Source organism: Paraburkholderia sp. CI3, from assembly GCF_050436505.1.
In the GTDB taxonomy this organism is placed as follows: Bacteria; Pseudomonadota; Gammaproteobacteria; order Burkholderiales; family Burkholderiaceae; genus Paraburkholderia; species Paraburkholderia tuberum.
The window spans coordinates 131,511-157,818 of the sequence record NZ_JBNDMI010000004.1; the positions used below are offsets into that span (position 1 = coordinate 131,511).

The window sequence follows — 26,308 nt, forward strand, 5'->3', positions numbered from 1 at the left end:
ATGGCCAACCACGCGGGCGGCATGGCAGGCGTCACGCTGATTCGCGGCGCCGACCTCGTGGCGGCGCCGTGGAAAAACGGCGGCGGGCTCACGCGTGAGGTCGCGGCGTTTCCGTCGCCAGGCGGCGGGCAGCGCGCGGCGAGCGCCGACTTCGTGTGGCGCGTGAGCGTCGCCGAGGTTGCGCAGGCGGGACCGTTCTCGCGCTTCGACGGCGTCGACCGGACGCTGGTGTTGCTGTCTGGCGCGGGCATGCTGCTCGATGAGCTGGGCGAGGCGGGCGTTGCCTCGACGCATGTGTTGCGGCAGCCGCTCGACATCGCGCGCTTCGATGGCGCGACGCGCATCGACGCGCGGCTCGTCGACGGCGCGACGCGCGACTTCAACCTGATGGTGCGGCGCGACGTGGCGCAGGGCGAGTTGGACGTGTGGCGCACTGGCACGCAGCAGGATGCGCCGCGCGTGCTCGACGGCGACGTGGCGCTGCTGTTTTGCGCGGGCGGCGCGGTCACGCTCGGACTGGCGGCGGACCACGCGCAAGCCGTGCGGCTCGACACCGGCGACACGCTACGCGTCGATGGGCCGAACGCGCTCACTTGCACGCTGACGGGCGACGGCGCGGTGCTCGCGATCACGATCCGCTACACGCGATGACGAATCAACCGTGATAGGGCCTCACATGCGCTCCATCACGGACAACCCATCCACAGACACGCAACGAGCGGCAAAGAGCACGCGATGAAGCAAACCGTCTGGCATCACCTGAATTTGTGCCCGCAGGGCGATCCTCGCCACACGCTCGCCGATGCCGCGATTGCGGTCGACGGCGGCCGTATCGCGTGGCTCGGCGCTTTCGCCGATTTACCCACGCCCTATGCCGCATGGCCGCGCGAAGATCTGCGCGGCGCATGGGTGACGCCGGGCCTGATCGATTGCCATACGCACCTCGTGTACGGCGGCCAGCGCGCCGACGAATTCGCGCAGCGGCTCGCGGGCGTCAGCTACGAAGCAATCGCGCGACAGGGCGGCGGCATCGTGTCGACGGTGCGCGCGACGCGCGCCGCGGACGAAGCGTCGCTGTTCACGCAAGCGGCCGCGCGGCTCGAACCGCTGCTCGCCGAAGGCGTGACGGCGATCGAAATCAAATCGGGCTACGGCCTCGATCTCGCGAGCGAGCGCAAGATGCTGCGCGTCGCGCGGCAACTCGGCGAGCGCTATCCGGTCACGGTCCATACGACGTTTCTCGGCGCGCACGCGTTGCCGCCCGAATTCGCGGGCCGAGCGGACGCGTATATCGACGAAGTCTGCAACACGATGCTGCCCGCGCTCGCGGACGAAGGCCTCGTCGATGCGGTCGACGTGTTCTGCGAGCGCATCGGTTTTTCGCTGGAACAGAGCGAGCGCGTGTTCAACGCGGCCGCGCGCTACGAGCTGCCGGTCAAGATGCACGCCGAGCAGTTGTCGAACGGCGGCGGCACCGCGCTCGCGGCACGGCATCGCGCGCTATCGGCGGATCACCTGGAGTTTCTCGACGAAGCCGGCGTCGCCGCGATGAAGGAAGCGGGCACCGTCGCGGTGCTGCTGCCGGGCGCGTACTACTTCATCCGCGAGACCCAGTTGCCGCCGCTCGAACTGCTGCGGCGCTACGAGGTGCCGATCGCGATCTCGACCGACAGCAACCCGGGCACCTCACCGGCGACTTCGTTACTGCTGATGATGAACATGGCGAGCACGCTGTTTCGCATGACCGTGCCCGAGGTGCTGCAAGGCGTCACCACGCACGCTGCGCGCGCGCTCGGCAAGAGCGATCGGCACGGTGCGCTGCAGGTCGGTCGCGCGGCCGACTTCGCGGTGTGGTCGGTCGATTCGCTGGCGGAGCTCGCTTACTGGATTGGCCGGCCGCTCTGCGCGCGCGTCGTGCGCGCGGGCGAAACCGTTTATACGCGGCACGAGTCGCGTGTGACCTGAACTAGAACCTGAGAGATGACGCAATCCAATCAATCGCTGTTCGCCGCTGACGCGTATCTGCCTGAGGGCTGGCGCCGCAACGTGCTGCTCGAATGGGACGCTCACGGCACGCTGAGCGCGGTCACGACGAATCAACCCGAGGCGCCGGCGGGTGTGCCGAAGGCGGCGGGCCCGCTGATGCCAGGCATGCCGAATCTTCACTCGCACGCGTTTCAGCGCGCGATGGCGGGGCTCACCGAATATCGCGCCAATGCGACGGATAACTTCTGGTCGTGGCGCGACCTGATGTATCGCTTTGCCGCGCGCATCACGCCGGAAGGCCTCGCGAGCGTCGCGCAGTGGCTCTACATCGAGATGCTGAAGGCGGGCTATACGTCGGTGTGCGAGTTCCACTACGTGCACCACGCGCAGGACGGCCAGCGCTACGCGAATCAGGCCGAGCTTGCGCAACGCGTGGTGGACGCGGCATCGGCGAGCGGTATCGGCATCACGATGCTGCCGGTGCTGTATCAGTACAGCGGCTTCGGCGCGCGCGCGCCGCGCGACGATCAGCGGCGCTTCATCAATACGCCTGAGAGCCTGCTCGATCTGCTCTGCACGCTACGTGCCGCGCGCCCCGAACATGCGGCGCTGCGTTACGGCGTGGCGCCGCATTCGCTGCGCGCGGTATCGGAGGCGTCGCTGCGCACGTTGCTCGGCGGCATCGACGCAACCGTGCCTGTCCACATCCATATCGCCGAACAGACCGCCGAGGTCGACGCGTGCCTCGAAACCGAAGGCACGCGGCCGGTGCAATGGCTGCTCGATCGTTTCGATGTGGACAGCCGCTGGTGTCTCGTGCACGCGACCCACGTCGATGCGAACGAAACGCTCGCGCTCGCGAAGAGCGGCGCGGTCGCGGGTTTGTGTCTGACCACCGAGGCCAATCTCGGCGACGGCATTTTTCCCGCGCAAGACTATCTCGACGCGCACGGCCGCATCGGCGTCGGCTCGGATAGCCATGTCGGCGTCGATTGGCGCGCCGAGTTGCGTCTGCTCGAATACGGCCAGCGTCTGACGCGCCGGCAGCGCAACGTGCTGGCGTCGGCGCAAGCTCCGCATGTCGCGGATCGTCTGTACGCGGCCGCGCTCGGCGGCGGCGCGCGTGCGACCGGCCGCGCGGTCGGCGCGTTGCAGCCGGGCCATCGCGCGGACTGGCTCGTGCTCGACGCCGACCATACGAGCATCGCCGGGCATGAGCGCGAGGCGTGGCTGTCAGGCGTCGTATTCTGCGAGCACGGCGATACGCCGATCCGCGACGTCTACGCGGGCGGCGTCAAGGTCGTCGACGATCGCCGGCATCGCGACGAAGAGGGTGCCTATGCGCGCTATCGCGCGGCGCTCGCGGAACTGCTCAAATAACGGCCATGACCCGCCGAACTGATTCTCCGATCCCACTGATTCCGGACTGACATGACTGCTTCGAACCTCACGCCGGTTTTCTCGCTGCATCAGGGAAGCCTGCCGCTGCTGATCTCGATCCCGCATCTGGGCACGCAAATCCCCGCCGACATCGCCGTGACGATGACACCGGTCGCGCAACGCACCGACGATTGCGACTGGCATCTCGATCGCCTGTACGCATTCGCGAAGCGCCTCGGCGCGTCGATCCTGACGCCGACCTACGCGCGCTACGTGGTCGACCTGAACCGTCCGCCCGACGGCGCGAACCTGTACCCGGGGCAGGACACTACGGGTCTGCTGCCGGTCGATACGTTCGACAGGGAGCCGCTCTATCGCGACGGCCATCTGCCCGACGACGCCGAAATCGCGCGCCGTCGCGACGCTTACTGGAAGCCGTATCACGACGCGCTGACCGGCGAGCTCGCGGCGCTGAAGGCGAAGCACGGCAAGGTGCTGCTGTGGGAAGCGCATTCGATCCGCTCGCGCGTGGCGCGTTTTTTCGACGGACGTCTGCCGGATTTCAACTTCGGCACGTCGAACGGTGCGAGCGCCGCGCCGGGCCTGGCTGACGAACTGGCCGCGCTGGTCGGGCGTCACGGCGGCTATACGGCAATCGCGAATGGCCGTTTCAAGGGCGGCTATATCACGCGGCAATACGGGCAGCCCGAGCAGGGCGTGCATGCGGTGCAACTCGAGCTGTCGCAGATCACGTACATGGAAGAGCGCCTGCCTTATGCATACGATGAAGACCTCGCCGCGAAGGTCGCGCCGCTGCTCGAAGCGCTGGTAACGACGGCGCTCGCTCGCGTGAAATCCGCCTGAAGCTTGTATTCCTTTCTCACCACGCGGATCACGATTGCTGCAGGAACGCGCGGCATCGCGGTCCGCGTCGGCCTGCATCGGTCAGCGTATCGCGAAGGTGTAACAGCATGTGTCCGTGATTGCGTGCCGGCGCGTTCATATGGAATGGTTTGAGCGTCGAGCGCGCACGGCGTATCGTGCGCCGGCTGTTTCAAGACGCGGCGCGCCATGAAAAAAAGCCCCGCGAAAACGGGGCTTTTTGATGTGCACCGCGTCCATCGGACACGGTTTCACCGCCATTAGTGGCAGCGCTTTTCCCAATGATGATGCACGCGCACCTTATGGCACTCGTGGTGATGCTCATCGGCCTGAGCGGGGGCGATCGCGCTCAGGGTGGCAACGGCTGCGGCGATGGCGAGAACGATTTTCTTCATTACAAAACCCTTAAGTCAGTGTTGTGGAGCAAGCCATGCGGCACGACGCGTGCCGCATCGGCGTGTAAGCATGCCACATCAAGCGGCCGCGGATAGGACCGGCGCGCGAATACGTGTGTCAATGCAACACGCGATGTGTCGTAAGCCCTGTTTTAACGCGCTTTGCGCTGAATTGGCCGGTGCGTACCGTGTCAAATGTGTACCTTCGACATCTGGGCCCCACCGCACGCAAAGCGGCATAGCGGCATTGAACGCGACACCGCGAGACGACGACCCTTTCAAAACGATGACATGCGCGACGCGGTCATCGATTCATCAGGCGAAAAGATGGAAGACCCAGCGATGGAAGATTCCGACGAATTGCTGCTGCCAGTCTGGCGCGCGAACCTGGTGTTGCTGACCAGCGAGGTCGGCGCCGCGAGCCGGCTCGCGCGCATGATGACGTTTTCCGCGAGCTACCTGAAGCTGATGCTGTCCGGGCAACGCGAATTCAGCGAGGAATTCGTGCGCGGCGTCGAGGCCGTCACCGGTTTGCCGGGCGGCTGGATGAACGTGCCGCACACCGGTCACGAGATTCCGGCGAATGCGCGCGAGGCGATCGACAACGAGCAGCCGCTCGCGCGCTTTCGGGGCACCGCGCATCCGGTGCGCAAGAAGACGGTGTTGCGGCCCGAGCCGATTTTTGGGCAGCCGCCGCCCGCGCGACGCCTCGAGGAAGAAACGCTCGATGTCGAAGCGCACCGCCGTCATGCGCATTTTCGCAAGGTGCGCGATCTCGCGACGCAGGAAGTGCGGCGCTTCGAGCGGCATCTGCTGCACGCGCCGGTGGAGCTCGCATCGATGCGCACGAAGGTCGAGGACGTGATGGCCGCGGCCGAACTCGACGACCGCATTCAAGCCGACCTGGAGGGCCGGCTTGAACAGATCGACAAGCACCGGCACATGCTGCTGCGGCACGTGGAAAAACTGCAGGCGCTGCTGAGCCAGCTCGACGACGGCGAGTGAAGACGATCGACGCCGGCCGCTGCGTCGCGGGTGCGCCGGTGACTTCAATGCCGCTCGAGCGCGATTCGGCAACGCCGACCCCGGCCCGAAACGCACGGGTCGGTGATGTGCTACAACGACGACACGAACCTGTCCGAGGTGGATCTTGGGGAACGTCGTCGTCACGTTGGCGCACACGTCGATCGCGATGATCGGGCTCGCGTGCCGCGTGCGCGGCGTGCGCGCCGCGGCGTTGCTTGCCGCGCTATCCGCCGCGAGCGGCATCGCCTTGCCCCTTTGCGCGGCAGCCGGCGAAATCGCCACCTCCACCAACGAACGTGCCCCTGCGACGATCGAGCGCGACGTCCATTTGTTCGTGATCCAGAAGGACGGTTCCATCGAGGAACACGACGACACGCTGATGCGCGCGGACACGGCCAGCGGCGTCGACGAGATCGCGCAACGCTACGTGTGGTTCAACAAGGACATCGAGCAGGTGCAACTGCTGGCCGCCGAAACGATCGACCCCGACGGCACCGCGCATGCGGTCGGTCCCGAGGCGATCCGCGACGTGCAGGAGCCGCGCTCGTCCGGCGCGCCGAGCTTCGAGGACGGTGTGTTGCGCACCGTGATCTTCCCCGGCGTCACGATCGGCTCGCGCGTGCACCTGGAATTTCGCAAGACCCGCGCGAAGCCGCTGCAAGCGGGCACCTTCGCCTATCTGGTCGAGCCGTCGCTCGAGCCCGTCGACGAGCAGCGTCTGATCTTCGATCTTCCCGTCGACGTGCCGCTCTATGCGGATGCGCGCGGCTACGTCGCGATGCCGCCCGTCACCGCGAACGGCCGCACGCGCTACGAGTTCGACTACCGGCACGGCCCCTATGCGCGGCTCGAAGCGGGCGCGGTCGGCTACGCGAACTGGGGCGACCGGCTGATGGTGTCGACGGTGCCGGACTTCGCGAGCTTCGCCGCGCGCTATCGCGGTCCCGCCGAGAACGACGCGACCCGCGACGATCCCGCGATCATCGGTCTCGCACAGCAACTGACGGCCGGCCTTACCGATCCTCGCGACAAAGCCCGCGCGCTGTACGACTGGATGCGTCTGAACATCCGCTACGTCGCGCTTTTTCTCGGCGAGACGGCGGCGATTCCGCACAAGGCGGCCGACATCCTGCGCAACCGCTATGGCGACTGCAAGGACCACGTCGCGCTATACGGCGCGCTGCTCGCGGCCGTCGGCATTCGCAGCGAGCCGGTGCTGCTCAATCTCGGTCCGTACTACACGTTGCCCGAGGTCCCCGGCTACGGCGCGAGCGCGATCAATCACGCGATCATCTGGATTCCCGGGCTGGCGCAATTCGCGGACACGACGGCGGGCGGCACCGCGTTCGGCTATCTGCCTGGCGGCGTCATGGACCGGCCGGTGCTGCTCGTCGACGACGGCGTGCTCGCGCGCACGCCGGCCACTCAACGGCGCGAACGCAAGGCGCGCGTGCAGATCGACATCGACGAAAACGGCACCGCACATTATGCGTACCGCGTCGAGGATCGGGGCTATACCGCGGAGCTCGAACGCAACACGTTCCGCCGCGCGACGCGCCAGGGCGCGCAGCAGCTTGCCGCCAGGCGTCTGCTGCAAACGGGCTTGCACGGCTCCGCGCAATTGCAGACCGACGACGTCGCCGTGACCGGCGGTCCGTTCGCGACGACGATGCAGGGCAGCGTGCCGCATCTGATCTGGCCGGACGGCACGACCGCCGTGCGGGCGCTCACGAGCCTCGCCGGCGGCATGGGCTCGCAGGTCGAGGCGTGGCTCGCGGAGCCCGTCAGAACGCAGCCGTGGGCGTGCATCGGCGGGGAGTTCGATGAAACGCTGGAAATGAGCTTGCCGCGCTTCGTGCGCGTGACCGACCTGCCGACCGACAGCACGGTCGAGGACCCGTTGCTCACGTTTGCGTCGCACTACGTCTTCGATCCGGCGACGCGCACGTTGCAGGTCAACCGGCATCTGCGCGCCGCGTTCGGCCATCAGATGTGTACGCCAAACGAATTCGCGGCGATTCGCGACGACCTCGTGCGCATCGAGCGCGATCTCGATGCCGAGGTGGTCGTCCGGGCGGCGAGCGCGTGGCAGTAGCGCGCCCCGCGCCGGCCACGCGCCGGGCAGGGCCGCGACGATCTACTGGACGTGGAGCTTAGGTGCCGCTCTTCGTCACGACCGGCACCCACGCGCCGTTCTTCACCTGATACAGCGTCGACGCGCCGCTCTTCAACGCGCCGGTGCTGTCGAACGAGATCTTGCCGGTCACGCCGTCATAGTCGATCGACTTGAGCGCCGGACGGTACACGTTCGGCGAGTCGGATTTGGCCTGCTGCATCGCCTTGATCGCGACCCACGCGCCGTCGTAGCCGAACGGCGCATAGGACAGCACGTCCGCGCCGAAGCGCTTCTTGAACTTCGCGTTGAAGTCCTTGCCACCCGGCAGTTGCGCGAGCGGGCGGCCGTATTCCCAGGCCATCGCGCCGTCGGACGCATCGCCCGCGAGCTTGATGAAGTCCTCGTCCATCACGCCGCCGCCGCCGACCAGCTGTGCGTTCAGGCCGAGCTGCTTCATGCGCCGCGCGAAGCCCGCCGCCTGGCTGTCGAGGCCGGCGAAGAACACGAGGTCCGCATTGGCGCCCTTGAACTTGGTGATCTGCGTGCTGAAGTCGACCGCGTGGTTGTCGGTGTAGTCGCGCGCGACGATGTTGCCGCCGTGCGCCTTCACGGCCTTCTCGAACTCGTCGGCTTCGCCCTGGCCGAACGCGGTGCGATCGTCGATGATCGCGATGCGCCTGGCCTTCGTCACGTCGACGGCATAGGCGCCCGCATTGCCGGCGTTCTGCGCGTCGGTCGAAATCACCATGAAGGTGTTCGCGAAGCCGCGGCCCGTGATGATCGGATTCGTCGCGGCGGGATCGAGCACCGGAATGCCAGCCTGCTCGTAGACCTGCGAGGCCGGGATCGTCGTGCCCGAGTTGAAGTGGCCGACGACCACCGAGACGCCCGAGTCGACCAGCTTCTGCGCGGCCTGCACGCCGACGCGCGGGTCGGCCTGGTCGTCCTGCGAGACGATCTCGAAATGCGCGACCTTGTCGCCGATCTTGATCTTCTGCGCGTTGGCTTCGTCGATCGCGAGCCGCACACCGTTTTCCAGATCCTTGCCGTAGCCGGCATTGGCGCCCGTCAGCGGCGCGGCAAAACCGATCTTGACCGGCAGGTCGTCGGCGAAACTGGCAACAGGCGCGACGGCAAACATCGCACCCACGAGCATGGCCAGCGGTTTCAGCGTGTTGCGAAGACTCATGGTCTCTCCTTGCATCGACGGTTGTTATGAAAGCGGTACGACAGCAAAGCGGTACGACACGTGAGGCCGAGGCAAGCCCTCGCGCATCGCAAGACTACGAAGGATCGCTCGCCGCTCACAATGCTGGAATACGCGCACTGGCGTTGAGCCTCGCAGCGTGTTCGCGACGTCAATCTGGGGCGAATATAGAAAGCCAAATTGCCGTCGTCTTGGCAATTCGTGGCGTTTTGGATGAGCATTTCGGCATAGGCCGCAACAGGTGCATGTGGTGCACATGGAGCGTGCGTGAGGCATGCAAGCTGGCTTGCCGTGCGAAGGTCCGCCTGAGCTGCGGATTACGGCATATGCTTAAAAAGCCGGCGCGAGCGCGCCGGCCGGTGTTGCGGTGTTGCGTTGTCGGAGGAGATTCGGGCCTTTCGCCTAGCGCTCGCCTTGCTGGCGCAGCAGCTCTTCACGCAGACGCAAAAGCGGCGCTTTCGTGTCTTCGTCGGCCCACGTGTCGAGGTCGTCGATCGCGCGCTGGCAGCCGTCGAGCACCACGTCGAGATCGACCGGCACGCCGTTGTTCAGCGCGAATTCGATCGTCTCGGCGAACTGCTGGCACTCGTCCTCGCCGTACGAGATGTCGAGATTGTCGGCGATGATTTCGGCGATGTTGCTGCGTGCCTTGTCGTCGGCCGTCACCATCTCGACGATGCCGCGCGCGACGGCGGCCGAGTAGTAGAGCGCGATATCGAGCCATTGCGCGGGATCGAAGTCGGGCTGGTCGAACTGGTTCTCGAAGAACTCGATCGCTTCCTGTTCGTGCGCTTCGTCCGCGTCGACGCTGATGCACAACTGCTCAAAAAATTCTTCCCGCTCGCTGCGGATATAACCGTCCATCGAATGCCTCGTCTGCTGAATGCCGGATGCTGAAAATGCCGTGGCGCGAGGGCGCAAGCCCTGGTCCACGCGGCACGCATTATAGGACGGCCGCCAGCAGGGTGTTGGCGAGGGCGCTCGGCAACGAGCGACGTGCCTAAGTTATCTAAGCCGTTTCCGCGACCCACGCATCGAACCACTCGCGCGGCTGGGCGATTTCGTTTTGCATCGCCACCAGTTCGAGTTCATAGCGTCCGGCCTGCCAGGTCGCCTTGACGACCGCGTTGACCGCGGCGAGCGTGTGCTCGAAGGCCGAGCGGATCGAATCGCCGAGCAGCGTGCGCGCGACGAAGACCGCGCTCGTCAGATCGCCGACGCCGACCGGCTGGCGCGCGAACGGATAGAGCGGACGCTGTCCCATCCAAGCTTCGCGTTCGGTGACGACGAGCATGTTGAAGCGGTCGGCGGGGCTGTTGCGATCGAGCAGATGCTTGACGAGCACGAGCTTCGGCCCTCGCGCGAGCAACTCGCGGCACGCGGTGACGGCTTCCTCGAACGTCTCGATCTCGCGACCGACGAGGCGCTGCAATTCGATGTGATTCGGCGCGATCCCGTCGGCGACTTGCGGCATTTCTTTCACGAGGAATTCCTGGATGCCGGGCTCGACCTTGTAGCCGCCCGTGGCGCCCATCACCGGATCGCAAAAGTACCAGGCGCGGGGATTGGCCGCCTTCACGGCCTTGACGATGTCAATCACCGCCTGCGCCTGTTCCTTCGTGCCGAGATAGCCGGAGAGCACTGCGTCGCAGCGCGGCAGCATGCCGATCGCGCCGATGCTGTCGACGAGATCTTCCATCTGCGATGCGTCGATCGCGCTGCCGCTCCAATGCCCGTATTGCGTGTGATTCGAGAGCTGCACGGTGTTGAGCGGCCACACGTTGACGCCGAGCCGGCACATCGGAAACACGGCCGCGCTGTTGCCGGCGTGACCGAACACGACATGGGACTGGATGCTCAGAACGTTTTTCGTCATGGTAAGGCTCGCGCAACCGGTCATGCGCGGTCAGCAAAACACTCGAAGGGGAGGCTCGCGCGGGCGGGCCGATGGCCCGGGCGCCGTGCGGCAGACATGCCTGATACAGATGGTGCAGGAAAAGTGCACGAACTGCATGGCCGGCAAGCCAGCAAACGATACAGGAGTATGACAGCCGCGAGTTGATCCGTCCCCGTGCTGTTGCGCCGAACCATCAAACGCGCGTGAAGATTAACGAAACCTGACAGTTCAGCGTGCGGCGGATGCTTCAGACGAGCTCGCGATACAAGGCCAGATAGCGCTCGGCCGACGCGCCCCAGCCGAAGTCCTGGCGCATCGCGCGCCGCTGCGTGGCCTTCCATTCGGTGCGGCGTCCGTACAGCGCGAACGCGCGCCGGATCGCCGAGGCGAGTCCCTTCGGATCGAAGCGTTCGAACACGAAGCCGGTGGCGAAATCGTCGGCGAGGTTTTCGAGCGATGCGTCGGCGACCGTATCCGCGAGACCGCCGATGCAGTGCACGAGCGGCAGCGACCCGTAGGCGAGCGCATAGAGCTGGGTGAGCCCGCACGGCTCGAAGCGCGACGGCACCGCGACCACGTCGCTGCCGGCGATGATCGTGTGCGCGAGGGTTTCGTCGAAGCCGAGCTCGACCGCGACCGATTCCGGATGCGCCTGCGCGACCATCCTGAGGCCATTCTCGAGCGCCGGATCGCCGGTGCCGAACACGACCAGTTGCCCGCCGCGCTTGACGATCTCGGGCACCGCGCCGAGCAGCAGATCGAGGCCTTTCTGCTCGGTCAGCCGGCTCACCACGCCGAACAGCAGCGCGTCGCTTCTCTGCGCGAGGCCGAAGCGCTTTTGCAGCGCTTCCTTGCAGGCGAGCTTGCCCGCCAGTCTCGACGCGCTGTAGTGCGTCGCGAGCAGCGTATCGGTGGCGGGATTCCACACCGTGTAGTCGACGCCGTTCAGGATGCCGCTCAGATCGTGTGCACGATGGCGCAACAGTGCATCGAGCCCGCCGCCGTGCGCGAGCGTCTGGATTTCGCGCGCATAGGTCGGGCTGACGGTCGTGATGCGCTCGGCGTAGTAGAGCCCCGCCTTCAGGAACGACAGCTGACCATAAAACTCGACGCCGTGCATGTTGAAGAAATCGTGCGGCAGGCCGAGCAGGCCGAACTGATGCGCGGGAAAAATCCCCTGGTAGGCGAGGTTGTGGATCGTGAACACGCTGCGCGCGGGCGCGCGGCCGTGCTCGCGTTCGGCGGCCTTCAGGTAGGCGGGCGCGAGCCCCGCGTGCCAGTCGTGCGCGTGGACGATCTGCGGCGACCACGTCGGGTCCGTTTGCTGCGCGAGTTGCGCGGCGACCCAGCCGAGCAGCGCGAAGCGCTGCGCGTTGTCGCCGTACGGCACGTGTTCGTCGTTCAGATACGGGTTGCCGGGGCGATCGTACAGCGACGCGGCGCGGATCACGTAGACGGCGAGCCCGTTGGTGGGCAGCGTGCCGCGTTCGAGCGTCACGTTCGGCGCGCCGAAGCGGCTGCCCAGTTGCGCGACCGGCTGCAGATCGCGCAGGCCGGCGAGCACGGCCGGAAAGCCCGGCAGCAGCACGCGCACGTCGGCGCCGCGCTCGATCAACGCGGACGGCAACGCGCCCGCGACGTCGGCGAGACCGCCCGTTTTGAGGAGGGGATACAGCTCGCTTGCGACGTGCAGGGCGCGAATCGTCATAGGCCGGGTCTCTGTCGGGGTGGCAGGGTTGCTCGGGGTCGGCAAATAGTCAGCGGTGGTTCGGGCGAAGCCGGGTGACGCCTGGCCGGCGGCGCGTGGCCGCCGGCGCGGGCAGGCGGCGGGCGCGCTACTACGGATGCTCGCGCAACGCCTCCTGCGTGACCAGCACGACGCCTTCGTCGGTGCGATAGAAGCGCTCGGCGTCGCGCGCCGGGTCTTCGCCGATCACCGTGCCTTCCGGAATCGTGCAGCCACGGTCGATCACGACCTTCTGCAGGCGGCAACTCGCGCCGACCGTGACCTGCGGCAATAACACTGCCTCATTGATATTACAGAACGAACTCACTTTCACGTTCGATGACAGCACCGAGCGCGAAATCTGCGAGCCCGAGATCACGCAGCCGCCGCAGACGATCAGATTGGTTCCCGAGCCCTGCAGCCCCTTCATGTCGCGTACGAACTTCGCGGGCGGCAGCTGCTCCTGGTATGTCCAGATCGGCCATGACTCGTCGTACAGGTCGAGCGTCGGTATCGTCGACGCGAGGTCGAGGTTCGCGGCCCAGTATGCGTCGATCGTGCCGACGTCGCGCCAGTACGGCTCGACGCTCGGGTCCGACGACACGCACGACATGCTGAACGGATGCGCGATCGCCACGCCCTGCGTGACGACGCGCGGCAGGATGTCCTTGCCGAAGTCGTGATCGGTATCGATCGCGGCGATGTTCTCTTCGAGCTGGGTGTACAGGTAGTCGGCGCTGAACACGTAGATGCCCATGCTCGCGAGCGCCGTGTCGGGGCGACCGGGTATCGCAGGCGGGTCGGCCGGTTTTTCGACGAAGCCGGTCACGCGACGATTTTCGTCGACGGCCATCACGCCGAACGCGACCGCTTCCATGCGCGGCACCTCGATGCAGCCGACCGTGCAGTCGGCGCCGCTGTCCGCGTGATCGGCGATCATGCGCGTGTAGTCCATCTTGTAGATGTGGTCGCCCGCGAGCACGACTACGTACTTCGGGCGGATCGAGCGGATGATGTCGAGGTTCTGGAACACCGCGTCGGCGGTGCCGCGATACCAGTGCGCGCCTTCGACGCGCTGCTGCGCGGGCCACAGGTCGATGAACTCGCCCATCTCGCCGCGCAGGAAGCTCCAGCCGCGCTGCAGATGCCGCAGCAGCGAATGCGCCTTGTACTGCGTGACCACCGCGATGCGGCGGATGCCGGAATTCAGGCAATTGGACAGCGCGAAGTCGATGATCCGGTATTTGCCGCCGAAGTGCACCGCCGGCTTCACGCGCTTGTTCGTGAGCGGTCCGAGCCGGGTACCGCGTCCGCCGGCGAGGACGATCGCGAGGGTAGTGCGCTGTAAGTCGTTCAGCCGTGCCGGAGTATTCATATTTGTCTCCTGTCGATCGGCGTGAGCCCTTCAGCACTCGCTCCGACCGCATGCAAGATGGTTGCTTGATTGATATACCCCCGGGGATGATCTGGTCGCTTCCTCTGCGCTGATGATTCGGGCTGCCTGGCAGTCGTGCCGCATTGCCGTTCTTCGCTGCCTGTTTTCGCGGGTCCGTCAGTCAGTTCTAGCACCGATTGGACGCGAGCGAATAATCTTTATTGCGGGGGCCGCGTGGCGGACCATCCTCAAACGATCGCCTGTTACGGCGCGCTTTTCGGTGCGGCGCAACACATTGGCCACGAGGTGGTGTCCGGACGATGCTTGAGCCCAGAAGGCGCAATATGCATGCCATCTCGCCGCGGCCGTGTGCCGTGCCTGCAGTGCGCGACTGGCGGCGGAGTTCGGCGGCGCATCGTAGAATCGTGCGCTTCCTGCCTCGTGCATCCCTATTGCGTTTTTTGCAGAGCATCCCGATGAATCTTCACCGCCCATTCCTGCTTGCCCTGTCGAGTGTCTGCGCCTGCGCCATGTTGTGCGCGGCGTCCGTCGCGGAGGCCGCCACGCCGGCGGGCGTGCCGGTCAGCGAGGCGAGCCCGGCCGTCGCGAGCGCCGCGGCCGCGTCTTCGCTCGACGATTCCGGCCCGGCCTACGGTCCGGAGCTGCAGGGCTTCAGCTACCCGGCGCCGGTCGAACGCTTCGAATTCACCTCGCAGGGCGTGCCTTTGCAGATGGCCTACATGGACGTGAAGCCCGCGCATGCGAACGGCCGCACCGTGGTGTTGCTGCACGGCAAGAATTTCTGCTCGGCGACGTGGGACGCGACGATTCGCCGGCTGAGCGATGCCGGCTATCGCGTGATCGCACCGGACCAGATCGGCTTTTGCAAATCGAGCAAGCCCGAGCATTACCAGTACAGCTTCCAGCAACTCGCGCGCAATACGCATGCGCTGCTCGATTCGCTCGGCGTCAGCGAGGTGACGGTGGTTGGCCATTCGACGGGCGGCATGCTCGCCGTCCGCTATGCGCTGATGTATCCGCGCGAAACACAGCAACTGGTGCTCGTGAACCCCATCGGACTCGAGGACTGGAAGGCGAAGGGCGTGCCGTCGCTGTCGGTCGACCAGTGGTATCAGCGGGAGCTGAAGACCACCGCCGACGGCATCCGCCGCTACGAGCAGGCGACCTATTACGCGGGGCAATGGCGCGCGGACTACGAACCGTGGGTGCAGATGCTCGCGGGCATGTATCGTGGGCCGGGCAAGCAGATCGTCGCGTGGAATTCCGCGCTGCTCTACGACATGATTTACACCCAGCCGGTTTTTTATGAGCTCGGCCAGCTCAGCATGCCGACGCTGCTGCTGATCGGTCAGAAGGACACGACCGCGATCGGCAAGGATGCAGCGCCGCCCGAGGTGCGCGCGAAGCTCGGCCATTACCCCGAATTGGGCCGCGCGGCCGCGAAGGCGATTCCCCATGCGACGCTGGTCGAGTTCGCGGGGCTCGGTCACGCGCCGCAGATGCAGGACCCGCAGGCGTTTCATAAGGCGCTGTTGGAGGGGCTGACAGCGGCGCCGGAAAACCGTTGATCGATCACGTGGGTTTCTGTCCCGCAGTCATAGTCCTGCGTCGCTCGCCGTTAAGCGAAGCTGCCTGGGGCTATTTTGCGGTCCGTCGCGGTGTTGCGGAGAGGGCCGGCTGCGGATAGGCGGTAGTCGGCCATGACGCGTCATTCAATACATGACTTGCTTTGAAGTTCCGGTGTCCTGTCGAGACCACAAAACGGTCCTTCAAAGGGCGAATTGCGTTTCGGACCGCGCTTCGTCAGGTCGTAAGCGCTTCGCTCCCTTTTCCCGTCACAACAACTCAAGCGTTGCGACGCCGATTTCGCGAAGTTTCTGCCGAGCAAGCCGGAAGTCCCAATCGTCCCGACTCAAATCAGAAAACAGGTAGTCGGATACCATGAGTTGGATCGCAACGCGGCTGGCGACCCGCCCGTCGATCGCATTGGGTCCGTTGGGATGCAACGTGGCTGTCAACGCGACTTGCTCACGACTCTGACTATCGAGGATCTCAACGTCGACCTCAAAACCGCAGCCTCGCAGCGCATCGGAGCGATAACCCATGTCGAGGAAGTCAACTCGAACCGGCGCGAGAAGATTTCGGCCGCTGTCGATGTACGCGTCTGGATACACGTACGAATCCGGGTTCGCAAGATATACAGAGGCCACTGCGTTATTTGCCGCGATCAGAGTCTGGATGCCTTCACGACAGGTTTCTGTGATTGCGCGAAAGAGCGTGTCGCCGGAGTCTGGCGGTACACTATCAAACCACCGGGCGAATTCCTCGTTCGCCGCCCCATTCTCGCGTATGGCTTCCTCAATCGACACGTAACCGAGAGCCGCATCCCACCCGGCATAGAGATCCTTGAGCCCGCAGCCGAAGTCGCAGGCTTGCTCGCGCGTAAGGTGCTCAAGCAGCCGAAAGAAGCGCTGCGTCGGAGGGTCATCATCAGGTTGCTTGCCAAAGGTCCCAAGCAGCGACCAACTAACCACAGCAGCAAACTCATGGGCATCGGCATCGCGGCCGAGCTCGCGCCAGAGCGTGAAGAGCGAGCGCAATACCCGTACATACCGCGACGGGGCGCTACCATTAACGATCTCTTTAAGGAACATTAACGCGCTCTTCTTCCCGGCGATACGGTCGATCGCGAAGACTTGCGCAAGCACGGCCGACGCCTCGTACAAGTCAACCGGTTGGATCTCAGACTCCGCGACCATGCACCTGCGGATCTGCGCATAGTTTTTTGCGGCTTGCGCAAGCGCGGCCGCATCTAGGCGATCGAGCGGCAATACTTGTTGCGCCCATAGTTGCTCTTGTGAGCGCCGCTCCTCCTCCGTCAACCGAGACCAGCGCAGAAGCGGTGTTGGTACAGGCAGCACGCTAAACCCTGCCCCGATACTTTGCATGCCGTTGAAGAAAGCCGCGAGGCGTAGGCGGAAGATCTTGTTCCCGTGCGTCGACAGCACAAAGTCGTGCAGATGCCGAAACTCGTGATCAAGCACGCTCGCGACTGCAAGATCGTGGAGACTTTCGTGATCGAAATTCGCGTGGGCCGAGGGTTCGCCCGTGACAAGCGCTAAAAGCTTTTCAAATGAGTCGGGCGCGTCCGAATGGAACCGCAGACAGACACCGAGAAACTTTGTGTCAAATGCGCCGTAGTCTGCCTGAAGGAATGGCAGCGTCATGCTAGTCTGGCTTGGCAACCGATTCGATCAGTTTCTTGACCTGATCCTCGGTCAGATCGGCGCGCCAACGAATCTCGACTTCACCTTCTGAGGTCACCACTCTAATTTTCTTCTTCTGATCCGGCGCATTGCGCAAGAAGTTCAGCAACGTGAGGGAGAAGTTTCCAACTGCGAATCCCGACGATACGATGGCGGAGATAGCCGCGGCCTCGATCAATCCAAATTCGAAGCCGCGCGGACCGTCAACCTTCTGCGCGGAATTGACGGTCACGTCATCTGGATGCTTGCGCAACTCCTCCGCGAGCGGGTTAATGAGTTCGGGAGCGCCTACGATTCTGATCTGGATCTTCCGAGTTGCAGCCATCATCTCCTCCGTAGGCGAACCACGGTACCGTTCCCGGTGATGCAGTCGTAGACGTGATACTCGCCTCTGCGGCGCGTTCCCGTCAAGAGGAGCTTCCTCCGGCGTCATAAGCAGCCCTTGGTTCGCGGTGCCGCAGGGACAGTCAAACGTTGGCTGCGCCTTGGGTAGGGCACCTTCGCACTCTCAATGAGCCTGCCACGCGGTCGGCCGCGAACTGGTAGCCGAACTTGCCGTGGTGGGCACTCATCAAGCGAACGCAACTGACGTTACAGAGGAACAAAAGTGTGTGGCTGCGCGATAACCGCCAAATGTGCAAGTTTTGGCTAGCCAGGAAGGGCGGCGGCTGTCTTCGAAACGGTCGTAGCGGTTTCGCGGGCTTGAGTGACCGTTCCGGGTCGAACTGGGACCTTCAAAGTTGCTTTGCCCCTTCACGTGGGCGATAGTTCAGAGGGTGGAATGACAAACCCAAGGCCCGCCAGATATAGCCGCTCACTCCAGCAGTAGCAATTCTGTAGCAAACCAAAATTCACCCCGCGGTACCGCGCCCATAGTCCCGCGCGGCAACAATCGACCGATATCCGAACGTTGCGATATGACAGCGCCTCTTCATCCAAAAAAAATCGTCTTATTTTCGCTCGAAATCTGTCACCATTTCATGCGACACCGACTGTGAGCATAGCGTCGGTCCTGCATTGCGGAAGTGTGTCCTAACGGGAGAGTCCTGATGAGCAAGAAGTCCGAAACGAGCGGTAAGAGCGGCGCGAATGAGTCGACCGCTGCGACGCTGGCCGCGCTGGCGATTTACATCAGTGAGTTCGTCGTCAATGGGACGCTCGACACCAGATGCGCCGCGAAACTAGTTAACCGCCTGAGAAAGGAAGCCGAAACCATTTTGGAAAATGGAAGCGCGACAAAGCTGGCACAAAAGGATCTGAAGAAAGCGTTCGACACGGTTGACGCTGCAGTCCAAGACCACGATGCGAAACTGCTGGTCACAGCTAACGCAGCATTACGTACAGCAGACGAGGGGAAAAAGGCGGAAAAGTCGCACTGAAGACTCGCACGCCTTGACGCTGTAGTAGCTGCGTCCCTCAGATAATGTTTTCAACGGCGAGATACGCCGCAGAATCACCTGTAGAACGGTCAGTACCGCCCAGGAAGCGCCGGTCGCCTGTATCGCCAGGCAGACTTTCGGGTGAGCATTTTGCACCAGCAAGCGGCCGTTCGCGCGCCGACCTCGTCCACGCAACCGCGTGGCATCCGCAGTCCGCGCGGCCGCCTCGTCCTCTCACGTGCACTGACATGGACCCGACCGGCCCGCTCAGTGATGGTCGAAGAGCGCGAGTTGACCGCTCTTGTACATCTGCCGGACCTTCGTACGAAACGACGCCTTCGGCGACTTCTGGCACTCGGCAACAAGCGCGCCGATTGGTGTCGCAGTATCCTCCACCATCGTGTCAGTTTCCGTTACGCCGAGCTTGTCCACTCCCGCCACGTAGTAGACGACAGCGGGTCGGTAAGCTTCATCTACCGCCACGAAGTCCTCGCATTTCATTTTCAGCGGATTCATTTTTGTCGGGGCTTGCGCCCATGCCGGCATCACGATAACGGCTCCCAGAAGACAGGTGGCAGTCACAAAGCGCTTCATGTAACACTCCCAGACTCATGCGGGGGACGGCAAAAAAGGCCACCCGCTATTGATGACCCTCGGAAAGAACAAGGGAACTGACCGATTCGGCGATTCCGCAAGGTCTGCGTGCAGCGTGCGGAATTTCCTTCAAGCAGTATCGACGCCGTCGGGAGTGAAGGCAATTGGACTTTGGTATATATCGCGCCAACTTGACTCAGAACCTAGGCGGCGTCGGTTCGGCGTGGCCTCCCCCGAAATTGCCCGCCTCTTGTAACGAACGCGAAGAGCGATACCGCCGCCCACGTCCCAGCAGTCGGCGTCAGACGCGCGCCAAATGTTTCTTTTCCCTGGCCTTGGCAGTTTGGTCTACTTCTTTGTCATTTACTTGCCCACTCTGCGGCAGTCGCGTGGTGCGAGGGCGGCAACGAGGGCCATCTCGCAGCTTGTCGATCCCAACCGAGCGGTGCGCGAGGCGCGCACGGAATTCGATCGCGCGCCGACCGTCGCGCATCGCATGCGGCTGGGTGCCGCGCTGCTCGATGCCGGAAATGCCGCCGAAGCCCTGGAGCATTACCGATCGGCGGCCAATGGGCCGTTCTCATCGAATCCGGCTGTACTCCAAGGGCTGGCGCGCGCGCAGTTTGCCAACGGCAATGCTTCGGCCACGCAGACACGCTGGAAAAACCGTTCGCCGTTCATCCCCTCGGCCGCCAGCAACCCGAGCCTGCCTTGCTGTATGCACGGCTTTGGCCACGATTTGCGCACCAGGCACGCGCGCCGCGGTCGAGACGGCGCTCACCAGCGCAAGCGACGCTGCACCCCGTCGCCTGTACGCCGATTGGCTAACGGCGCAGCCCGACGATGCCGACCGCCAGCGTGCGCGCGAACTTTTCGTGCACGATGCCAAGCATTGGCCATGCCACGCCCGTGATCATAACAGCGAGTGGCTGCAACGGGCCCAGGCCGCCCTAAGCCGATAATCCACGGGCGCTCGCGGCAGAGCGGCAGACTTTGAAAGGCGCCAGGCGTCAACGAATGGCGGCTGGACTTTTAGAACGGGACGTTGGGGGCACGAAGACCCGAAGGTCTGCAAGGGGTCGGCATGAGCCAAAACGCATCGGGCAGCACGCGGCCATCAAGCGTCATTCGCCCCTCCCGTTAGACAGACGTTCAGACGTCGGCTCCGCATTGCAAACGGTCCCTGGCCTTTGGGACACGAGCGCCGGTATCGTCCGTCGCCATAGGCTGTCCACAGCAGGTGTCACAGGCGACTGGCAGAACCCAGTCGCGTCGTGGCGCAGTTTCGCGTTGATTTCGTAAAAGCATCCGCAGATGCCGGTACACGCCAGGCGGCCACAAGCGCACAGAATAAAAGGCGAAGAAGGCGCAAAACGCAGAGATATCGGCATGCGTCGGCGACGCCAGCGGCTATTCTTCAGACGCTACGACTATTGCGTTTCCGGTCGGCTCTGCGGGTCGTCGGCAGCCATTCCGCACCCCACGCGGAAAGGGGGGTGTATGTCACGTCCAGAACTACCTCGGCCCGCGCGACGCGCACTGCGTCGTCGGCAGTCAGCCGGACGCCGGTGGCTCGTCATCGGCGGCGCGCTCACCGGACTGTCCTTTGCCCATGCGGCGCTCGCAGCAGGCAAACTTCCACAAGGCGGCACCTACGTGGCCGGCGCCGGCGCGATAGCAAGCCAGGCCAACGGCCTCGTGATCACGCAACCGGGTTCGACGCGCGGCGTGATCGAGTGGAACAGTTTTTCGATCGGCAGGAACAACAGCGTGACGTTCGACAACGGCTCGGGCGCGACGCTGAACCGCGTGACGGGCGGCTCGCCGTCCGCCATCTTCGGCCGGCTCAGTGCGACGGGCAGCCTGTATGTGATCAATCCGCAAGGCATCGTTGTGGGGCCATCGGGCGTGATCAGCACGGGAGGCCGTTTCGTCGCGTCAACGCTCGATGTCTGCAACGACGCGTTCATGCAGGGTGGTGGTTCCCTCACGTTGTCGGGCGACCCGAACGCAAGCGTGATCAACCTCGGCAAGATCAGTTCGAGCAGCGGCGATGTGTTCCTGATCGCGCGGCGTGCCGTCATCAACGCCGGGACCGTGGCGGCACCCAATGGCACGGCGGAACTGGCCACGGGCGAGCAGGTGCTGCTGCAGGACTCGGGCAGCAGCAGACAGGTATTCGTGCAGTTGGGCAGTCAGGGCACCGTGGTCAACAAAGGGCGCATTAACGCTGCGCAGGTCAGCCTGCAGGCCGCCGATGGGAACGTCTATGCGTTTGCTGGCGGCGGCACGCGCATCCGCGCGACGGGCACGGCGGATCGTGACGGCCACGTGTGGCTCGTCGCCGATGGCGGTCGTGTGAGTCAACTCGGCAAGATCTCCGCGAGCAACGCGGATGGCAGCGGCGGAACGGTCGACACACAAGCGGCGCAACTCGCATTCGGCAGGCATGCAGCCGTTCACACGGGCCAATGGAACCTTCTGACGCCGGCTTTCACGATCGATGACGCCGCCGCGCGCGCCTTGCAGCGCAGCCTGAACGCGGGCACGTCGATCGATGTCACGACCACAGGCGCGAACGGCGCAACGGGCGACCTGGGCATTGCTTCGAGCCTGAGCTGGAGCGGTCCGGCTTCGCTCACGCTTGCCGCGTACCACGACGTGTCGGTGGCGACGGGCACGACCATCGCCAACTCCGGTGCGGGCAACCTGACGTTGCGCGCCGACGCAGCCGGCATCGACAATGGCGACAGCGTCATCAACAACGGCACGATCGACTGGTCGCGCAGCACGGGCATCGTGAGGGCATTGCATGACATAACCGGTGGATACTTACCCGGAAACATTCTCTCAAACAACACCTGGTCTGCCCCTCCAGACAGTGGTCTGGTGACGCAAGTTACCGCCTATGCGCTGGTGAATACCGTCTCCGATCTGGGCGCAGTTGGACTCAGCCCCTCAGGCAACTACGCGCTCGGCAGGGACATCGACGCCACGCCCCCGCCCGGTGAATTCAGTCCGGCCGTGGCTTCGTTCTCGGGCCAGTTCGATGGCATGGGACACACGATTTCGCATCTTTGGTTATCTGGATCGCTTCTCGGGGACATCGGCTACTCGGGCGTCGTTCGGAACCTCAACATTGAGGGCAGTGCCGCCAACTTCCCCGAGTCTGCCACCTGGGCGGGCCTTCTCGCAGACACGAACTACGGTACGATCGCATCCGTGCACTCAAGCGGCAGTGTTACTTCAAGCGGTCCTCTTTCAACTGGCATCGGTCCTGTTTCAACTGGCGGACTTGTGGGCTTGAACGGCGGCACGATCACGCGTTCGTCCAGCACCGCCGACGTTTCATCCTATTACGCCGCGGGAGGCCTGGTCGGGACTAACGGTTTCGGAGTAATCCGAGAATCGTTCGCATCGGGCGATGTCACCTCGACCCATTACCAGGGAGCGGGCGGTCTGGTCGGCTACAATTTTGGCGTTATCACAGAGTCTTATGCGACTGGAACAGTTCATGTGCAGCCGCAATGTGACACCGTCAATGCGTGCGGGGGTGGGTTAGTTGGCGGGACTTCAGGCACGATCAGTCAGTCGTTCGCAACCGGCAAGATTGACCAGCCATCCGGACCTGCGGGGGGGCCGGGCGGCATCGCGGATTACAACGCAAATTACATCGCGTCTTCCCCGGGGACCATCACCAACGATGTCTACTGGGATACGCAAACGACAGGCGCGACAGTTGGCGTCCGCACCACGCTCCCAGGCGCGACACTAGGGGACGCTAAAGGCTTGACTACTATGCAGATGAGCACGCCGTCCAGTTTCGGTCCGACATACGACTTCGGCCCAGGCGGCGTTTGGGCGATGCCCGTTGGAGCGACGCATCCGATATTGCAGTGGCAACTGGCGCAATGAGACCGACTGATATCCACAACCATCAGCGAACAGTCATCCTGTTTCATTGTGGCGGTAGCGGGTCAACCAGCCGCCGCCCCACGACTGCCGACCGGCGGGAGATTCGCGAACAACCATTTCGGCGCTCCTGATGATCGGCCAGAAGGACACGACGGCGATCGGCAAGGGACGCCTCGCCGCCCGAGGTGCGCGCGAAGCTCGGACATTACCCCGAATTGGGCCGCGGCCGCGAAGGCGATTCCCCATGCGACGCTGGTCGAGTTCGCGGGGCTCGGGCACGCGCCGCAGATGCGGGACCCGGACGCGTTTCATCAGGCACTGCTCGATGGACCCGCGGCGGTGCCGACCAATCGTTGAGCGTTCAAACGGCTTTCTGTCCCGCTACCGTACTCCTGCGTCGTTCACCGCCAGGCGAAACGTCCTGGTAGCTACTTTATGGCTCTTCGCGGATTTTCACGGAGGACGCTTGCGGACAGGCTCTAGTCGGCCAGGAGCTGCTTGCGACCTGAAGACAGGCTAACCGTCGACCGAGGTGGCGGGATGCATTTCAAGCGCCGCGTTGGCGTCCCTTTTAAACGGAACCGCCGCCAGCACCGATGCAAGTACCATCAGACCTCCGCCAAACCATGCCCAGCCAGAAAGATGCTCACCGAGCCATACGTATGCGAATAGCGCACCGAACGCGGGCTCGCTTCCCATCAGCAAAGCGACGCGCGTTGGGTTGCTGCGCTTGACGGCAAAGTTCTGTGCGAAGAAAGCGAACAACGTACAGGCGAGCACGAGGTAAGCGATGCTCGCCCAGAAGTCACCGTGCCCGCTGAGCGACGGCAGCGCATCCCAATGTCGTGACGGCAACACGAACGCCGCCAGGACACTGCCCAATGCAACGACGCCTGCCTGGACCGCCGTCACCGACAGCGCAGCAAGTTCCGATTCGCGCATCACACGCGTGGTCACGCACACCATCAGCGCACGCAGTAACGCCGCAAGAAGAATCAGCGCGTCGCCCGCGGTCGGAATGATCACGCCTCCGTTCACGAACGCGGCGCCCGTCAGCGACAGGCCCACGGCGATCCATTCGCCACTCGACGGCTTTCGTCGTAGCAACACCCATTCGACCAGCGGCGTAAGCGCGACACACAGACTGATAAGGAACGCCGCATTCGACGCGCGTGTGTGCGCTATCCCGAAAGTCTCGGCCAAAAAGATGCTGAGCAGGATTGCACTGGAGCCGAGCGCACCCAGCAAGGCGGACGCTTTGACGTGTCGGAGCGAGCGCAACGCCGGCGACAACACGAGGAACGTCAGTCCGAAGCGCAACGCCAGCAGACCGAGCACGGGATAGATCGTGAGCGCGCCTTTCACGACCCCATAACTCGTGCCCCACACCATCGCGACCGCAAGCAGCATCAGGTCGGATATCCATAACGCGCTCTTTTGCTTCGACACGACGGACCTTCTGTTTTCATTCGAACGGCCCAAATTGTCGGGTATTGCATTGACAAATATAATCCGGGGAAGCGGAACATCTTTTATGTTTGGCATGCACAAATGACTGGTGCGGGTACGAGGGTCGCGATGAATCCCAATGAACTCTTTGCGTTGCTACCCGACATGGCGACGTTCGCGAGGGTTGTCGACGCCGGCAACTTCTCCATTGCAGCGCGGCAACTGGGCAGTACACCGTCGACTGTCAGTCGGCAGATCAAGCGCCTTGAGGATTCGCTTGGCACGCGGTTGCTCGAGCGCTCGACCCGTAGCATCCGTTTGACGGATTCAGGCGCGCAGATCTACCGGTATTGCCGGGATATGGTCGGCGCAGCGTCGGGCGCCGTCGACGTCGCTGGACAAGTGACGGGTGATCCGCGAGGCAAGGTCAGCATCAGTGCGCCGATTTCATTTGCGAGATCTGTCATCCATCCGCTTGTTCCCGAATTTCTGCGCATGTGGCCCGACGTGGATGTCCATCTGGTCTTCGCCGACCACGAAGTCGATCCGCTACGTGACGATGTCGATATGGTGATCCGACTCACGCGTTCGCCTCCGCCGGGCCTTGCTGCCCGGCGACTTGGAGCGGTCAAATGGGTTCTATGCGCGTCACCTGCCTATCTCGCGGAACGGGGGACACCGGCCGAGCCGCACGACCTCGCTCGGCATGCATGCATGTATCTAGGGGGAGACGGTCGACGACAATCGATGGCATTTCCGCCGCGACTCTGAGACACAGTCGCTCGAAGTGAAGGGGCGATACATCGCCAATGATGCGGGCGCGCGATTGGATGCTGCGCTGCATGGCCTGGGCATTGCGAGCTTGCCCGATTTTGCTGCCGCGCAGGCGATTTCGAGGGGCGACATTGTCCGGGTGCTGACCGACTGGGAATTCGAGGCCCGTACATATATGGGACCGGTCTGGCTGCTTTATCCGTCGAGCCGTTTTTTACCGTCTCGAGCACGTGCGCTCATCGATTACCTGGTGAGCCAGCTCCGCGACACGTAGGCTGGGTGACCAATCGCAGCGACGAATGACCGGTTTTCACCCAGCAATGCAGTCGTACGACCGCAGCATGCCTCCAGGCGAATCCCAACGCGACATAGCCCGATCCTGATATGGTCGCAAGGTCGTACGGGGTCCCGAGTGTTGGCCTGGGATTGCAGTTAGGGATGTCATGTGCCAAAGCGTGGCTCGATTCGAACTTCCAGGGTGCCGTCACGCACGCACTGGCCACACCGACGGCATCAGGCGCGCAGGGCTGCGCGCCTCCTTTGCTGTCAGCCGTGATAGAAGCCGTCGGTGACCGAATTTTGCAGCACGCCGTCGACATAGACGCCGACAGGGTCGCCATCAGCGGACGTGAGGATCGAGCCGATGTGCTGGCCGGGTAGTTTCATCCGGCCACCTTGGATTTTGGTCATCTCCTGGTGATCAAGTTCTGCAGCGTTCTGGATGTCGTCGATGGTCAGCGTATTCATGATGTGTCTCCTTGAACAAGAGGGTTGTAGAAACATTTAAGCGGCCGGCTGCTTGCAGCACACAACGCACATGTCATGCCATCCGGGCGTGATCTGCGCGGAGCGCGCATCCCCCGGTGAATCGCGATGATGCCAGTTTGGGCGCCACCATCACTTAGCCAAACGAAGTTGGA

General features: G+C 63.8%; 20 protein-coding genes and 3 pseudogenes. 12 read left to right on the forward strand and 11 right to left on the reverse strand.

Annotation, left to right across the window (positions count from 1 at the left end; translation table 11 throughout):
* The 4 genes from OKW29_RS22150 (at nucleotide 1) to hutG (ending at nucleotide 4,230) form a co-directional block, all read left to right on the forward strand.
* Entirely contained in the window at nucleotides 1-651 is a 651-nt protein-coding gene (locus OKW29_RS22150) for a HutD/Ves family protein (protein WP_429292634.1), read from the forward strand.
* An 84-nt stretch (nucleotides 652-735) separates the two neighbouring features.
* Nucleotides 736-1,965 (forward strand): imidazolonepropionase, encoded by a 1,230-nt coding sequence (hutI, locus tag OKW29_RS22155; protein WP_429292635.1) that lies wholly within the window; start codon nucleotides 736-738, stop codon nucleotides 1,963-1,965.
* Nucleotides 1,966-1,980: 15 nt separating this feature from the next.
* Complete coding sequence (locus OKW29_RS22160; RefSeq protein WP_429292636.1) at nucleotides 1,981-3,366, forward strand: formimidoylglutamate deiminase; 1,386 nt, start codon at nucleotides 1,981-1,983, stop codon at nucleotides 3,364-3,366.
* 51 nt (nucleotides 3,367-3,417) lie between these two features.
* Nucleotides 3,418-4,230, forward strand: coding sequence for an N-formylglutamate deformylase (hutG, locus tag OKW29_RS22165; RefSeq protein WP_429292637.1), 813 nt, complete (start codon nucleotides 3,418-3,420; stop codon nucleotides 4,228-4,230).
* 278 nt (nucleotides 4,231-4,508) lie between these two features.
* On the opposite strand, the gene OKW29_RS22170 is transcribed toward hutG, so the two are convergent.
* Nucleotides 4,509-4,643 (reverse strand): hypothetical protein, encoded by a 135-nt coding sequence (locus OKW29_RS22170; RefSeq protein ID WP_277621025.1) that lies wholly within the window; start codon nucleotides 4,641-4,643, stop codon nucleotides 4,509-4,511.
* Nucleotides 4,644-4,985: 342 nt separating this feature from the next.
* Between OKW29_RS22170 and OKW29_RS22175 the strand changes: the two genes are divergently transcribed.
* Complete coding sequence (locus OKW29_RS22175; protein WP_429292638.1) at nucleotides 4,986-5,648, forward strand: hypothetical protein; 663 nt, start codon at nucleotides 4,986-4,988, stop codon at nucleotides 5,646-5,648.
* 187 nt (nucleotides 5,649-5,835) lie between these two features.
* The gene (locus OKW29_RS22180; protein ID WP_429294906.1) at nucleotides 5,836-7,764 is read left to right on the forward strand and encodes a DUF3857 domain-containing transglutaminase family protein; all 1,929 of its coding nucleotides are present in this window, start codon (nucleotides 5,836-5,838) and stop codon (nucleotides 7,762-7,764) included.
* Nucleotides 7,765-7,822: 58 nt separating this feature from the next.
* Here OKW29_RS22180 and OKW29_RS22185 read toward each other — a convergent pair whose 3' ends face one another.
* The 5 genes from OKW29_RS22185 to glgC all read right to left on the reverse strand — a co-directional run bounded on the left by OKW29_RS22185 (nucleotide 7,823) and on the right by glgC (nucleotide 13,990).
* Nucleotides 7,823-8,974, reverse strand: a complete 1,152-nt coding sequence (locus tag OKW29_RS22185) for a branched-chain amino acid ABC transporter substrate-binding protein (protein ID WP_429292639.1) — start codon at nucleotides 8,972-8,974, stop codon at nucleotides 7,823-7,825.
* A gap of 420 nt (nucleotides 8,975-9,394) precedes the next feature.
* On the reverse strand, nucleotides 9,395-9,856 hold the full coding sequence (locus tag OKW29_RS22190; protein ID WP_429292640.1) for a hypothetical protein: 462 nt from the start codon (nucleotides 9,854-9,856) through the stop codon (nucleotides 9,395-9,397).
* 145 nt (nucleotides 9,857-10,001) lie between these two features.
* Nucleotides 10,002-10,868, reverse strand: coding sequence for a pyridoxal kinase PdxY (gene pdxY / locus OKW29_RS22195; protein WP_184070025.1), 867 nt, complete (start codon nucleotides 10,866-10,868; stop codon nucleotides 10,002-10,004).
* Nucleotides 10,869-11,136: 268 nt separating this feature from the next.
* Nucleotides 11,137-12,597, reverse strand: coding sequence for a glycogen synthase GlgA (gene glgA, locus OKW29_RS22200; protein WP_429292641.1), 1,461 nt, complete (start codon nucleotides 12,595-12,597; stop codon nucleotides 11,137-11,139).
* Between the two features lie 130 nt (nucleotides 12,598-12,727).
* Nucleotides 12,728-13,990: a glucose-1-phosphate adenylyltransferase gene (glgC, locus tag OKW29_RS22205; protein WP_429292642.1), complete on the reverse strand. Its 1,263-nt coding sequence runs from the start codon at nucleotides 13,988-13,990 to the stop codon at nucleotides 12,728-12,730.
* A gap of 476 nt (nucleotides 13,991-14,466) precedes the next feature.
* On the opposite strand from glgC, the gene OKW29_RS22210 reads away from it, so the two are divergent.
* Nucleotides 14,467-15,579 carry an alpha/beta fold hydrolase gene (locus tag OKW29_RS22210; protein WP_429292643.1) on the forward strand — a complete coding sequence of 371 codons (1,113 nt, stop codon included), beginning with the start codon at nucleotides 14,467-14,469 and terminating at the stop codon, nucleotides 15,577-15,579.
* Between the two features lie 267 nt (nucleotides 15,580-15,846).
* Here OKW29_RS22210 and OKW29_RS22215 read toward each other — a convergent pair whose 3' ends face one another.
* Both OKW29_RS22215 and OKW29_RS22220 read right to left on the reverse strand, forming a co-directional pair.
* Nucleotides 15,847-17,238 carry a hypothetical protein gene (locus OKW29_RS22215; RefSeq protein ID WP_429292644.1) on the reverse strand — a complete coding sequence of 464 codons (1,392 nt, stop codon included), beginning with the start codon at nucleotides 17,236-17,238 and terminating at the stop codon, nucleotides 15,847-15,849.
* Nucleotide 17,239: 1 nt separating this feature from the next.
* Complete coding sequence (locus OKW29_RS22220) at nucleotides 17,240-17,605, reverse strand: hypothetical protein (protein ID WP_429292645.1); 366 nt, start codon at nucleotides 17,603-17,605, stop codon at nucleotides 17,240-17,242.
* 721 nt (nucleotides 17,606-18,326) lie between these two features.
* Between OKW29_RS22220 and OKW29_RS22225 the strand changes: the two genes are divergently transcribed.
* Complete coding sequence (locus OKW29_RS22225; RefSeq protein ID WP_429292646.1) at nucleotides 18,327-18,656, forward strand: hypothetical protein; 330 nt, start codon at nucleotides 18,327-18,329, stop codon at nucleotides 18,654-18,656.
* 267 nt (nucleotides 18,657-18,923) lie between these two features.
* On the opposite strand, the gene OKW29_RS22230 is transcribed toward OKW29_RS22225, so the two are convergent.
* Nucleotides 18,924-19,250 carry an HdeA/HdeB family chaperone gene (locus tag OKW29_RS22230; RefSeq protein WP_429292647.1) on the reverse strand — a complete coding sequence of 109 codons (327 nt, stop codon included), beginning with the start codon at nucleotides 19,248-19,250 and terminating at the stop codon, nucleotides 18,924-18,926.
* A 316-nt stretch (nucleotides 19,251-19,566) separates the two neighbouring features.
* On the opposite strand from OKW29_RS22230, the pseudogene OKW29_RS22235 reads away from it, so the two are divergent.
* The 3 genes and pseudogenes from OKW29_RS22235 to OKW29_RS22245 all read left to right on the forward strand — a co-directional run.
* Nucleotides 19,567-20,212: pseudogene (locus tag OKW29_RS22235) on the forward strand (hypothetical protein).
* 538 nt (nucleotides 20,213-20,750) lie between these two features.
* A complete protein-coding gene (locus tag OKW29_RS22240; RefSeq protein ID WP_429292648.1) occupies nucleotides 20,751-23,165 on the forward strand; it encodes a filamentous hemagglutinin N-terminal domain-containing protein in 2,415 nt (804 codons plus the stop codon).
* Between the two features lie 124 nt (nucleotides 23,166-23,289).
* Nucleotides 23,290-23,522, forward strand: a pseudogene (locus tag OKW29_RS22245) (alpha/beta fold hydrolase); the annotation flags it as partial.
* A gap of 159 nt (nucleotides 23,523-23,681) precedes the next feature.
* On the opposite strand, the gene OKW29_RS22250 reads toward OKW29_RS22245, so the two are convergent.
* Nucleotides 23,682-24,614 carry a DMT family transporter gene (locus OKW29_RS22250; protein WP_429292649.1) on the reverse strand — a complete coding sequence of 311 codons (933 nt, stop codon included), beginning with the start codon at nucleotides 24,612-24,614 and terminating at the stop codon, nucleotides 23,682-23,684.
* Nucleotides 24,615-24,743: 129 nt separating this feature from the next.
* Here OKW29_RS22250 and OKW29_RS22255 point away from each other — a divergent pair.
* Nucleotides 24,744-25,662: pseudogene (locus OKW29_RS22255) on the forward strand (LysR family transcriptional regulator).
* A gap of 272 nt (nucleotides 25,663-25,934) precedes the next feature.
* On the opposite strand, the gene OKW29_RS22260 reads toward OKW29_RS22255, so the two are convergent.
* Entirely contained in the window at nucleotides 25,935-26,135 is a 201-nt protein-coding gene (locus OKW29_RS22260) for a hypothetical protein (RefSeq protein WP_184044241.1), read from the reverse strand.
* Nucleotides 26,136-26,308: the final 173 nt, after the last annotated feature.